Below are 12,616 nucleotides of genomic sequence, written 5' to 3'. Positions count from 1 at the left end.
GCCGTACCGGAGAGGACTTAGGCATGGATTTCTCGACGACCGAAGCCGCGCTTGACCTGGGCGGTCTGGTCGACACCATCGTGGACGCGGTGTGCACCCCGGAGCATCAGCGCGAGCTGGACAAGCTCGAGCACAGGTTCGACCGGACGCTGTGGCGCACGCTGATCGACGCCGACATCCTCTCCAGCGCGGCGGCGTCGGCGCTGGGCGGCGAGGGTTTCGGGGTGCTCGAGCAGGTGGCGGTGCTGGTGGCGCTGGGTCACCAACTGGCCGCGGTGCCGTACCTGGAGTCGATCGTGCTGGCCTGCGGCGCGCTGGCCCGGTTCGGCTCCGAGGAATTGCAGCGGGGCTGGGGCGTGCCGGCGGTCGGCGGCGAGAAGATCCTCACCGTCGCGCTGCACGGCGAAATGGGTGAGGGACCGGTGCAGGCCGCCGGTGTCGGTGACGGCCACCGGCTCACCGGCACGCGCACCCTGGTCGGCTACGCGCCGGTGGCCGACGCCTTCCTAGTTCCTGCCGAAACAGATTCCGGCACCGCGGTTTTCCTTGTCTCTCGGGACGATCCCGGGGTTTCGGTGACCGCGCTGCACACCACCGGCCTGGGCTGCGTCGGGCGCCTCGCGCTGGAGGACGTTGCGGTCGACGGGGCGCGGCGGGTTGGCGGGGATGACACCGTGGTTTGGCTCTGCAGGCTTGCGACCCTGGGCCGCAGCGCTTTTCAGCTCGGGGTGCTGGAGCGCGGCCTGCGGTTGACCGCCGAATATGCGCGCACGCGTGAGCAGTTCGACCGGCCCATCGGCAGCTTCCAGGCGGTGGGGCAACGGCTGGCCGACGGCTACATCGACGTCAAGGGGTTGCGGCTGACGCTCACCCAGGCGGCCTGGAAGGTGTCGCAGGATATCCCCGCCGACATCGACGTGGCCACCGCGGCGTTTTGGGCCGCCGACGCCGGGCACCGGGTGGCGCACACCATCGTGCACGTGCACGGTGGCGTCGGCGTCGACACCGATCATCCGGTGCACCGGTACTTCCTGGCCGCCAAGGAGATCGAGTTCGAGCTGGGCGGCGCCACCCGTCAGCTCCGCCACATCGGCCGGGAACTGGCGGAGACACCCGCCTGACGTCGTGGCAACCATGCCGCCGTCCGACCCCACCGTCACCGACCTTCTGTCGCCGCTAGCCGAAATCGGCTACCGGGGTGTCTATTTCGAGGACTCGTTTACCAGTTGGCGGGCCCACCTCCGGGACGGCGCCGCCACCGCCGCCGCGCTGCGGGACCGGCTCGACCCGAGGCGCCCGCCACACGTCGGCGTCCTGCTGCAGAACACGCCCGTCTTCTCGGCCGTGCTGGTGGCCGCCGGGTTGTCGGGGATCGTTCCGGTCGGCCTCAACCCGGTGCGCCGGGGGGCGGCGCTGGTTCGCGACATCCAGCACGCCGATTGCCAGCTTGTGCTCGCCGACTCGGCATCGGCCGGCGCACTGGACGGCATCGAGTTCGTGAATGTCGATTCCAGTGACTGGGCCGATGAGCTTGCGGCGCACCGGAATGCGGAGCCGCGGTTTCAATCCGCCTCGCCGGCAGACCTTTTCATGCTGATCTACACCTCGGGGACCAGCGGCGATCCGAAGGCGGTCAGGTGCAGCCACGGCAAGGTCGCGGTCGCTGGGGTGACGATGACGCAGCGATTTGGCCTTGGCCGCGATGACGTCTGCTACGTGTCGATGCCGTTGTTCCATTCCAACGCGGTCCTGGTCGGCTGGGCGGTGGCGGTGGCGTGCCAGGGTTCGATGGCGTTGCGGCGCAAGTTCTCTGCGTCCCAGTTCCTGGTGGACGTCCGCCGCTACGGCGCCACCTACGCCAACTACGTGGGCAAGCCGTTGTCGTATGTGCTGGCCACCCCCGAGCGCGCCGACGACGCCGACAACCCGCTGCGGGCGGTCTACGGCAACGAAGGGGTGCCCGGCGACATCGAACGTTTCGCCCGCAGGTTCGGTTGTGTGGTGCAGGACGGGTTCGGCTCCACCGAAGGCGGAGTGGCGATCACCCGCACACCCGACACTCCGGCGGGCGCGCTGGGCCCGCTGCCGGAGGGGATCCAGATCCTCGACCCCGATACCGGCCGGCCGTGCCCGGCCGGGGTGGTCGGCGAGCTGGTGAACACCGCCGGGCCGGGCCGCTTCGAGGGCTATTACCACGACGACGCCGCCGAGGCCGAGCGGATGGCGGGCGGCGTCTACCACAGCGGCGATCTCGCCTACCGCGACGAGGCCGGCTACGCCTATTTCGCCGGCCGGCTCGGCGACTGGATGCGGGTGGACGGCGAGAACCTGGGCACGGCACCCATCGAGCGGGTACTGACGCGTTGCCCAGGCGTCGCCGAGGTCGCCGTCTATCCGGTGCCCGATCCGGTGGTGGGCGACCGGGTGATGGCCGCGTTGGTGTTGGCGCCCGGCGCCGCGTTCGATGCCGGCACGTTTCGGGCGTTCCTGGCCGCGCAGCCCGACCTGGGGCCCAAGCAGTGGCCGTCGCATGTCCGGGTGAGCGCGCAGCTGCCCCGCACCATGACCTTCAAGGTGCTCAAGCGGCAGTTAGCTGCCGAGGGTGTGGATTGCGACGATCCGGTGTGGCGGATCGCTCGGTAGCCGCGGCGTGCCGGCGGGCCTCACGGTTGCCCACAGCAGCGGATACATCCAGGTATGCGGCCGAAGCGCTGTGTCAGCGACCCGCACCGCGATACGATCCGGTCCTACCGATTGCATGCCTGCTGCCCGGTCGATCCCGGGTTAGCCGGAGCTGGGGCGAGGTGCCGGATGTCGCTTTTGCTTGTCTCGCCGGAGATGGTCGCGGCGGTAGCAGCCGATGTCAGCAAGATCGGCGCCTCGCTTGCCGCCGGCAACGCGGCGGCGCTCGCCCCGACGACGACGGTTGCGGCCGCGGCCGGCGACGAGGTGTCGGCGGCCATCGCCGCGCTGTTCTCCCAGCACGGCCGCGGCTATCAGGCGCTGGCCGGACAGGCGGCGGCGTTTCATAACCAGTTCGTGCAGGCCCTCAACGCCGGCGCGGCGTCCTATGCCGCCGCCGAGGCGGCCAACGTCTCGCCGCTGCAGTTGGCCACGGCCGCGGCGCATGACCCCGTCCAGGCGTTGACCGGCCGCCCGCTGATCGGCAACGGCGCCAACGCGACGACGCCCGGCGGCAATGGCGGCGACGGCGGGTGGTTGTTCGGCAGCGGCGGCAACGGCGCGGCCGGCACCGCGCTGGGCCAGCCCGGCGGCAATGGCGGCTCGGCCGGGCTGTGGGGCAACGGCGGCGCGGGCGGCGCCGGCGGTCCCGGCGGCGCCAGGGGCGGTGACGGCGGTAACGGTGGGTTGCTGTTCGGCGGCGGCGGCGCGGGCGGCATCGGCGGACCGGGTGCGGCCGGCGGAGGGATGGGCGGCACCGGCGGCAACGGCGGGGCCGGCGCGCTGCTGATCGGCGGCGGTGGTGTCGGCGGCGCCGGGGGCATCGGCGGTTCCGGCGGCGGCACCGGCGGCACCGGCGGCAACGGCGGGGCCGGCGCACTGCTGGTCGGCCCCGGCGGCGCCGGGGGTCCCGGCGGGATCGGTGCCCCGGGGACGGGCGGCGGCGGCGCCGGCAACGGTGGCACCGGCGGCAACGGCGGGCCCGGCGGGTGGATCACCAACGGCGGCGACGGCGGCGTCGGCGGCCAGGGCGGCGACGGCGCGGCCGGCGCCAACGCCGTCGTCGCCGGTGGCACCGGCGGCAACGGCGGCACCGGCGGCAACGGCGGCACCGGCGGCGTCGGAGGTGCCGGCCCGGTGCTGTTCGGCCACGGCGGCGCCGGCGGCCAAGGCGGCCAGGGCGGCACCGGCGGCATGGGCGGCACCGGAGGCAACGGCACGACCGTCATCGCCGCCGGCACCGGCGGCGACGGCGGCAACGGCGGCGCCGCCGGCCCCGGTGGGGTCGGCGGCGCCCGTGGAGCGCTGAGCAGTGCCGGCGTGCCCGGCGGCGTCGGTGCCGGCGGCACCGGCGGCACCGGAGGCACCGGCGGCAACGGCGCAAACGGCCCGGTGGCCGTCGGCTTGGGCGCCAACGGCAATCCCGGTTTCGCCGGCGGCAAGGGCGGCCAGGGCGGTACCGGCGGGGCCGCGGTGGCGGGTGGGGTCGCCGGTAACGGCGGGTTGGGCGGCACCGGCGGTCTGGGCGGCAACGGCAGCGACGGCAACGACGCCGGCGGGGCCGGCAACCCCGGCGGTAACGGCGGCAAGGGCGGCGACGGCGGACAGCCCGGCAGCGGCGGCGCGGCCGGTCCCGGCGTCGGCGGCAAGGCGGGCAGCGTGGGCGCCGGCGGCAACGGCGGCAACGGCGGCAACGGCGGCAACGGCAGCACGGGAGCCGCCGGCTCCGACGCCCCATTCATCAATGGCGTCCCCGGAAACGGCAACCCCGGTGGCGCGGGCGGCGACGGCGGCGCCGGCGGCGCCGCGGGTGGACCGGGCGGCACCGGCGGCAAGGGCGGCAACGGCGGCAGCGGCGCCGCCGGCGGCAACGGCGGGAACGCCTTCTCCGCCAGCAACAACTTCCCGATTAACGGTGGCAAGGGCGGGGCCGGCGGCGCCGGCGGCACGCCCGGCGCCGGAGGGGCCGCCAACGGCGGTACGGCGGGCACCCTGGGCATCGGCGGCGACGGCGGCGACGGCGGCAACGGCGGCAACGGCAGCGGCGGCGACGGCGGCGCCAACCAAGCCAATGGCCTGCCCGGCGGCAACGGCGTCGCCGGCGGCGCCGGCGGCGACGGCGGCGACGGCGGGGCCCCCGGCGCCAACGGCGGCAAGGGCGGCAGCGGCGGCAACGGCGGCACCGGTGGCACCGGCGGCAAAGGCGGCAACGGCGGCAATGGCGTACCCGGCACCGGCACCGCCCCCGTCGGCGGCACCGGCGGCAACGGCGGCAACGGCGCCAATGGCGGCGCCGGCGGCGCCGGCGGCAACGCCGGCGGCCCCGGCGGCAGCGGCGGTGACGGCGGCATGGGCGGCAAGGGCGGCAGCGGCGGCCTTGCCGGCCAGGGCGGCGCAGGCTTCAGTGTCCCCGACCCGGGCGTCACGATCGCGCCGGACGGCGGCACCGGCGGCACCGGCGGCAATGGCGGCAGCGGCGGCAATGGCGGCAACGGCGGCGCCGCCGCCGCGGGCGGCACCGCCGGCATCGGCGGCAACGGCGGCCAGGGCGGCGACGCCGGCAAGGGCGGCGCCGGCGGCAACGGCGCTACGGGCAGCAACGATGCGGGCCCGGGCAATGGCGGCGCGGGCGGCAACGGCGGCAACGCCGGCGCGGGAGGCCAGGGCGGCACCGGCGGGGCCGGCCTGATCGGCACGCCGGCCGGCACCGGCGGCACCGGCGGCAACGGCGGCAACGCCGGCGCCGGCGGCAAGGGCGGATTCGGCGCCGCCGGCGGACAAATTCTTGGCGGATCCGCCGGCAACGGCGGCAACGGCGGCGACGCCGGCCTCGCCGGCAGCGGCGGCACCGGCGGCACCGGCGGCACGGGCAGCCTCAGCGGCGGCAACGGCGGTACCGGTGGCAACGGCGGCAAGGGCGCCGACGGCGGCGACGGCGCCGACGGCGCCGACGGCGCGCAAACCGTCTCGCCGTTCTTCGGCATCACAGCCAACGGCGGGTCCGGCGGGGCCGGCGGCGACGGAAGCAACGGCGGCCAGCCCGGCTCCGGCGGGACTCCCGGCGGCACGGGTAGCTTCGGCGCCGCGGGCAAGGGCGGCGACGGCGGCAACGGCGGGGCCGGCGGCGCCGGAGGCAAGGGCGCCGACGGTTTCAACAGCGTCATCTTGCCGAACTCGACCGCCGCAACCGGGATGCCCAACCCAGGCGACCCGGGCGGAACCGGGGCCGATGGCGTCAGCAACCCATCGATTGGCCTCATCCAGCAGGGCGGAACGGGTGGCGCCGGCAGCACCGCCACCAACCCCACCGACGGCGGCACCGCCACCGCCGGAAATGGCGGCAATGGCGGCAAAGGCGGGCTAGCCGCGCCCGGCGGAACGGGCGGCGATGGCGGGGCCGCAACAGCAGGCGGTAAAGGTGGTACGGCCAACGGCGGAAACGGCGGCAGCGGCGGCGCCGGCGGGGAGTTTGGGGCCGGCGGCAAGGGCGGCGCCGGCGGCGCCGCCACAGCAAGTGGAGAGTTCGGCGTGGCCAATGGCGGGGACGGCGGCAACGGCGGCGACGCCACCAACGGCACCGTCACCGTTGAAGGCAATCCGGTGGCCGCCGGCAACGGCGCCGCCGGCGGAGCCGGTGGCGATGGTGGAATCGCTATGGCAACCGACACTGTTGCCGGCGGAACGGCCACCGGCGGCAACGGCGGCAACGGCGGCAACGGCGGCCTGGCCGCGGTCAACGCCGGCAACGGCGGGGCCGGCGGCGCCGGCGGTAATGCCGGCGGCGGCGGCGCCAACGGCGGCAACGGCGGCATCGGCGGGGCTGGCGGGGCCGGCGGCGCCGGCGGTAATGGCGCCGGCGGTGGAGCCGGCGGCAATGGCGGCAACGGCGGCACCGCCACCGGACTCGTCTCGACGACCGACGGCAACGGCGGCAACGGCGGCAACGGCGGGGCCGGCGCGTTCGGCGGCGCGGGCGGCTCTGGAGGCGCCGGCGGCGGCGGCGGTACCGCCGGATCCGGCGGCGGCAAAGCCGGTAATGGTGGTGCCGGCGGCGCCGGCGGGGACGGCGGCACCGGAGGCACCGGAGGCGACGGCGGCGCCGGCGGATCCGGCACGATGGCCGGCAGCGCCGGGGCCGGCGCCACCGGCGGCAACAGCGGGACAGGCGGCCAGGGCGGCACCGGCGGGCCGGCCGGCAACGGCAAACTCGGCGGCGCGGGCGGACCCGGCTCGAGCAATGCGGGCAACGCCGGCGTCGGCAGCACCGGCGGCACCGGCGGTTCCGGAGTCGGCACCGGTGGCACGGCCGGCGCTGGCGGTGTCGCTTAAGGTTGACCCGCGGTCCCCTGACCACTGCCGGGCGGCTGCCAGCCGGTAATGGCACCCGCCCCCACCGCCCTGCCGGCGCGCGCCCCCGCCGGCCGCGCAGTCCGGAAGCCGAGTGCTACTACCCCAGAAGCGACGGCACCACCGCGTCGATCAGGTGCGGTCCGGGTTCGGCGACGGCCGCCCGCAAAGCGTCGGCGAGTTCTTCGCAGCTGGTGGCGCGCCGCGCAGGAACACCCATGCCCTCGGCCATCTGCACGAAATCCATTGTGGGACGGGAGATATCAAGCAGATCCTGTGCCTTGGGCCCGGGCGCGGATCCGGCGCCGACCCGCTGCAGCTCGATCCGCAGAATGTCGTAGGCGCCGTTGTTGTAGATGACGGTGGTGACATCGAGGTTTTCCCGCGCCTGGGTCCACAACCCGGAAATGGTGTACATCGCCGAGCCGTCGGATTCCAGGCACAGCACCGGGCGGTCGGGGGCGGCGACCGCGGCGCCCACCGCGGTCGGAATGCCGTAACCGATCGCGCCGCCGGTCAACGTCAACCAGTCATGCGCCGGCGCCCCGGCGGTCGCGGCCGGCAGGAACACGCTCGAGGTGTTGGACTCGTCGACGACAATGGCCCGTTCGGGCAGCAGCGCGCCGATGACGTCAGCCGCCGACGCCGACGTCAGCGCACCCGTTGGCAGCTGCGGACGGCAGGGGGCCGCCACCGGCGCGCTCGTCCCGGGCGCCAGCTCGTCGGCCAACGCTGCCAGCGCGTCGGCCGCGCCGCTGGCCCCGGCGAGCACGTGCACCTCACACCCGGCCGGCACCAGGTCGCTGGGCATGCCCGGGTAGGCGAAAAACGACACCGGCGACTTGGCGCCGGCCAGCACCAGGTGCTTGGCACCGTCGAGCTGCGCGGTGGCGGCCTCGGCGAAATAACCGAGCCGTTCGACGGCGGGGACGCCGGCGCCGCGCTCCAGCCGCGTCGGGAACGTCTCACACAACCAGCGGGCCCCGGTCGCTTCGGCGATCCGCGCGGCCGCGGTCAGCCCCCGCGCGCGGGTGGCGTCCCCACCGATCAGGATCATGGTGGGTTCGCCCGACCGCAGCACCGTGGCCGCGGTGCTCACGTCGACCGCCGCCCGGGGCGCCGACGCCGGCACCGCGGCCGGCTGGGCGCCGTCAGACCAGGACGCGTCCGCCGGCAGGATCAGCGTCGAGATCTGCTGACCCGACCGGCTCGCCGCGATCGCCTCGGCGCAGTCCGCCCCCACGTCGGCCGCCGCCCCCGTCCGGCGCAGCCATCCCGAAACCGTGCCGGCCAGCGCATCGATGTCGGATTCCAACGGGGCGTCGTACTGCTTGTGATAGGTAGCGTGGTCGCCGACGACCACCACCATCGGCACCCCCGCGCGGCGCGCGTTGTGCAGGTTGGCCAGGCCATTGCCCAGCCCGGGACCCAGGTGCAGCAGCACCGCCGCCGGACGGTCCGCGATGCGGGCATAGCCGTCGGCCGCGCCGGTGGCCACACCTTCGAAAAGCGTTAGCACACCACGCATCTGGGCGACGGTGTCCAACGCCGCCACGAAATGCATCTCCGAGGTCCCCGGGTTGGCGAAGCACACGTCGACACCGCCGTCGACCAGGGTGTTGATCAGGGCCTGAGCACCGTTCACGTCCGCACCTTTCCTTGTGGGTCCAGCCTGAATACTCGCACGGCGTTACCGTGCAGAAAGTCGCGACGAGCCTCCTCGCTGAGCCCCAGTTCGTCAAGACCGGCCAGGGCGTGCGAATGCGCGATCATCGGGTAATTGGTGCCGAATAGCACCTTGCGCTGGCCCGTCCCGGTTTTCAGGAACCGCACCAGCTCCTGGGGCAGCCGTTTGATGGTGTAGGCCGAGGTGTCGATGTAGACGTTCTCGTGCTTGCGGGCCACCGCGATCATCTCCTCGGTCCACGGATAGCCGACGTGACCGCACACGATCACCAGCTCCGGAAAGTCCAGGGCCACCTGGTCGATGTAGGGAATCGGGCGTCCGGTCTCCGAGGGCCGCAGCGGGCCGGTGTGACCGACCTGGGTGCAAAACGGCACCGCGGACTGCACACACTCGGCGAACAGCGGGTAGTAGCGGCGGTCGGTGGGCGGGGCGTTCCACAACCAGGGCACCACCCGCAGGCCGACGAACCCGTCACCGACCCGTCGCCGCAGCTCGCGCACCGCCGCCATCGGATGGTCCAGGTCCACCGTGGCCAGACCGGCAAAACGGTTGGGGTGCAACCGGATCCATTCCGCGACCTCATCGTTGGACACCAGATCCTGGCCACCCGGACCGCGCCACGCGCTGAGCAACCCGAACTCGACGTCGGCGGCGTCCATCGCGGCGATGGTCGCCTCGATCGGGATGTCGGCGTCGGGTAGCGACCCGCCCGTCCAGCGCCGCAGCGAAGCCAACATCTCGCAGCGCAGGAAGCGCTGCGTCGGGTGCTGCATCCACACGTCGATCGTCATCGCGCTTTGACTGTAGACGCCCGACCGCCAATAGCCGCGCGGCCGGCGATCACTCCCGGGGTGGCGGCCACCTGACCTGTCCTTGCCGGGTCGGCCTTGAGCGACCCGGACTCGACGTCGGCGACGTCCGCCGCAGCGACGGTCGCCGCGATCGGGATGTCACCATCCGGACAGCGTCCCGCCCGTCCGTCACCCAGGCGCGGCCACCCTATCGCTATGCTGCCGCGTCGGGCTGTATCTACAGCTCGGCCGTCAGCGCGCAGTGACCGTCGACACCCGTGATACCTGCCGACCTTGTGCCCGCACGGTTCGGTGGCGACAGCCGCCCGGCAAGCCGCGGGATTCCTGCCCTGCGCCGAAGTCAACCGTTAAATGTCCGCGAAACGAAGGCGCATGGCGCGGGCGACGAATACCATCCGACACGGGCAACGCTGGCGTCAATATTGGCCCGGGGTCGTAGTGCTGCGCCGAGATGGTTTGGGAGCTACCGCATGTACGTATGGATTTCGCCGGAGTGGATGTCAGCGGCCGCGGGTGACGTGGCCGGCGTGGGATCGGCGGTGACCGCCGCTAACGCGGCGGCCGCTAGCGCGACGACCCAGCTATCGGCCGCCGCGGCCGATGAGGTGTCGGGACAGATTGCGGCGCTATTTTCCGGCCATGGTGTGGAGTACCAGGCCGTCAGTGCCCAGGTGGCGGTGTATCACGAGCAGTTCGTACAGACGTTGCGGGCGGGGTTGGGCTCGTATGTGTGGACCGAGCTCACCAACGCCGAGCAGAACGCGCTGAACGTCATCAACACGCCCACCCAGGTGCTGCTGGGGCGTCCGCTGATCGGTGATGGGGCCAACGCCACGACGCCAGGCGGGGCCGGTGGGGCCGGTGGGTTGTTGTTCGGCAATGGCGGCAACGGCGCACCCGGGGTGGCACCGGGCCAAGCCGGTGGGGCCGGCGGGCCTGCCGGGTTGTGGGGCAACGGTGGCATCGGCGGGGCGGGTGGGCCCGGTGCGCCGGGCGGGGCTGGCGGTCATGGCGGGTGGCTCTTGGGGGTCGGTGGTACCGGTGGGGCCGGCGGGGTCGGAGGGGGCACGGGTGGTGCTGGCGGCGACGGCGGGTTCTTGTGGGGTGGCGGTGGCCGAGGCGGGGTGGGTGGCTCGGGCGGGGGTACCGGCGGCGCGGGCGGCCGCGCGGAGTGGCTGTTCGGCGCGGCCGGAGATGGTGGCGACGGCGGGCCCGGTGCCGATGCCACCGTGGCCGGCGATGCCGGTGGCGCGGGTGGCAATGGTGGGCCTGGTGGCGCGGGTGGGCTGTTTGCCCGCGGCGGGTCCGGCGGCAACGGCGGAGCCGGTGGGGCAGGTGCGACCGGGACCACCGGCGGCCCGGTGGGCGGTACCGGTGGCGCCGGCGGGCCCGGCGGCAATGGCGGGACGGGGCCGTGGGGCGTTGTTCTTCGGACCCGGCGGGCATGGGGGCCTCGGGGGAGGTGGTGGCCTCGGCGCGGTCGGCGGTGCCGGCGCCGATGGTGCCACGGCCGGCCTGGGCGGTATCGGCGGGGCCGGCGGCACCGGCGGCGCCGGCGGCGCCGCAGGCCAAGGTGGTGCTGGGGGTGCAGGGCAGTTCTTCAGTTGGAACGGCGCGGCCGGTGTAGCGGGTGTGGGTGGCAGCGGCGGTGCCGGTGGAGCCGGTGGCGACGGCGTGGCCGGCGCCGACGCCGCACCCGGCAGCGGCGCCACCGGCGGGGCCGGGTTCGCCGGCGGCGCCGGCGGCCAAGGCGGCGCCGGCGGCAACCCGGTGCCGGGGCACCAACGGCTCCGGCGGGGCCGGCGGGTCGGCGGCACCGGCGGCGGGCCGGCGGTCTGGCGCGGACAACCCACCGGGTGGGCTTTACCGGTGACGGCGGCCAAGGCGGCGACGCCGGCGCGGGCGGGCCGGCGGCGCCGCGGGTGCGGGCGGGTCCGGCGGCACCGCCGGCGCCACCGGCAACGCCGGCATCGGCGGTGACGGCGGAGTCGGCGGCAAAGGCGGCGCCGGCGGCAACGGCGCCGACGCCGCACCGGCAGCGGCGCCACCGGCGGGCCGGGTTCGGCGGCGCCGGCGGCAAGGCGGCGCCGGCGGCAACCCGGTGCCGGGGCACCAACGGCTCCGGCGGGGCCGGCGGGGTCGGCGGCACCGGCGGGGCCGGCGGGGCCGGCGGCTCCGGCGCGGACAACCCCACCGGGGTGGGCTTTACCGGCGGCGCCGGCGGCACCGGCGGCGACGCCGGCGCGGGCGGGGCCGGCGGCGCCGCGGGCGCGGGCGGGTCCGGCGGCACCGCCGGCGCCACCGGCAACGCCGGCATCGGCGGTGACGGCGGAGTCGGCGGCAAAGGCGGCACCGGCGGCAACGGCGCCGACGCCGCACCCGGCAGCGGCGCCACCGGCGGGGCCGGGTTCGCCGGCGGCGCCGGCGGCCAAGGCGGCGCCGGCGGCAACTCCGGTGCCGGGGGCACCAACGGCTCCGGCGGGGCCGGCGGGGTCGGCGGCACCGGCGGCCGGCGGGGCCGGCGGTCTGGCGCGGACAACCCCACCGGGGTGGGCTTTACCGGCGGTGACGGCGGCCAAGGCGGCGACGCCGGCGCGGGCGGGGCCGGCGGCGCCGCGGGCGCCGGCGGGTCCGGCGGCACCGCCGGCGCCACCGGCAACGCCGGCATCGGCGGTGACGGCGGAGTCGGCGGCAAAGGCGGCGCCGGCGGCAACGGCGCCGACGCCGCACCCGGCAGCGGCGCCACCGGCGGCCGGGTTCGCCGGCGGCGCCGGCGGCCAAGGCGGCGCCGGCGGCAACTCCGGTGCCGGGGGCACCAACGGCTCCGGCGGGGCCGGCGGGGTCGGCGGCACCGGCGGGTCGGCGGGGCCGGCGGCTCCGGCGCAGACAACCCCACCGGGGTGGGCTTTACCGGCGGTGACGGCGGCCAAGGCGGCGACGCCGGCGCGGGCGGGGCCGGCGGCGCCGCGGGCGCCGGCGGGTCGGCACCGCCGGCGCCACCGGCAACGCCGGCATCGGCGGTGACGGCGGAGTCGGCGGCAAAGGCGGCGCCGGCGGCAACGGCGCCGACGCCGCACCCGGCAGCGGC

General features: G+C 75.8%; 5 protein-coding genes and 1 pseudogene. 4 read left to right on the top strand and 2 right to left on the bottom strand.

Going from position 1 to position 12,616, the window contains the following annotated elements:
- Window positions 1-23: 23 nt before the first annotated feature.
- The 3 genes from G6N20_RS19445 to G6N20_RS19435 all read left to right on the top strand — a co-directional run bounded on the left by G6N20_RS19445 (window position 24) and on the right by G6N20_RS19435 (window position 7,011).
- A complete protein-coding gene (locus G6N20_RS19445; protein ID WP_083048583.1) occupies window positions 24-1,121 on the top strand; it encodes an acyl-CoA dehydrogenase family protein in 1,098 nt (365 codons plus the stop codon).
- A 13-nt stretch (window positions 1,122-1,134) separates the two neighbouring features.
- Entirely contained in the window at window positions 1,135-2,643 is a 1,509-nt protein-coding gene (gene fadD17 / locus G6N20_RS19440) for a long-chain-fatty-acid--CoA ligase FadD17 (RefSeq protein ID WP_083048606.1), read from the top strand.
- A 168-nt stretch (window positions 2,644-2,811) separates the two neighbouring features.
- Window positions 2,812-7,011 carry a PE family protein gene (locus G6N20_RS19435; protein ID WP_163663143.1) on the top strand — a complete coding sequence of 1,400 codons (4,200 nt, stop codon included), beginning with the start codon at window positions 2,812-2,814 and terminating at the stop codon, window positions 7,009-7,011.
- A 118-nt stretch (window positions 7,012-7,129) separates the two neighbouring features.
- On the opposite strand, the gene G6N20_RS19430 is transcribed toward G6N20_RS19435, so the two are convergent.
- Together G6N20_RS19430 and G6N20_RS19425 are read right to left on the bottom strand one after the other, a co-directional pair.
- Window positions 7,130-8,674 carry an acetolactate synthase large subunit gene (locus G6N20_RS19430; RefSeq protein ID WP_083048588.1) on the bottom strand — a complete coding sequence of 515 codons (1,545 nt, stop codon included), beginning with the start codon at window positions 8,672-8,674 and terminating at the stop codon, window positions 7,130-7,132.
- On the bottom strand, window positions 8,671-9,507 hold the full coding sequence (locus G6N20_RS19425; protein WP_083048590.1) for an amidohydrolase family protein: 837 nt from the start codon (window positions 9,505-9,507) through the stop codon (window positions 8,671-8,673). The genes G6N20_RS19430 and G6N20_RS19425 overlap by 4 nt, the downstream gene beginning before the upstream one ends.
- Window positions 9,508-9,998: 491 nt before the next feature.
- Between G6N20_RS19425 and G6N20_RS22480 the strand changes: the two are divergent.
- Window positions 9,999-12,197, top strand: a pseudogene (locus G6N20_RS22480) (PE family protein); the annotation flags it as partial.
- Window positions 12,198-12,616 lie beyond the last annotated feature (419 nt).

The sequence above is a fragment of the Mycobacterium shinjukuense genome, from assembly GCF_010730055.1.
Lineage (GTDB): Bacteria > Actinomycetota > Actinomycetes > Mycobacteriales > Mycobacteriaceae > Mycobacterium > Mycobacterium shinjukuense.
This window is presented reverse-complemented; position numbering and strand designations above follow the sequence as displayed.

Bases quoted from the DNA above. Each gene is read 5' to 3' on its own strand.
- G6N20_RS19445 (WP_083048583.1), top strand. From the start codon at position 24: ATGGATTTCTCGACGACCGAAGCCGCGCTTGACCTGGGCGGTCTGGTC.
- fadD17 (WP_083048606.1), top strand. From the start codon at position 1,135: ATGCCGCCGTCCGACCCCACCGTCACCGACCTTCTGTCGCCGCTAGCC.
- G6N20_RS19435 (WP_163663143.1), top strand. From the start codon at position 2,812: ATGTCGCTTTTGCTTGTCTCGCCGGAGATGGTCGCGGCGGTAGCAGCC.
- G6N20_RS19425 (WP_083048590.1), bottom strand. From the start codon at position 9,507: ATGACGATCGACGTGTGGATGCAGCACCCGACGCAGCGCTTCCTGCGC.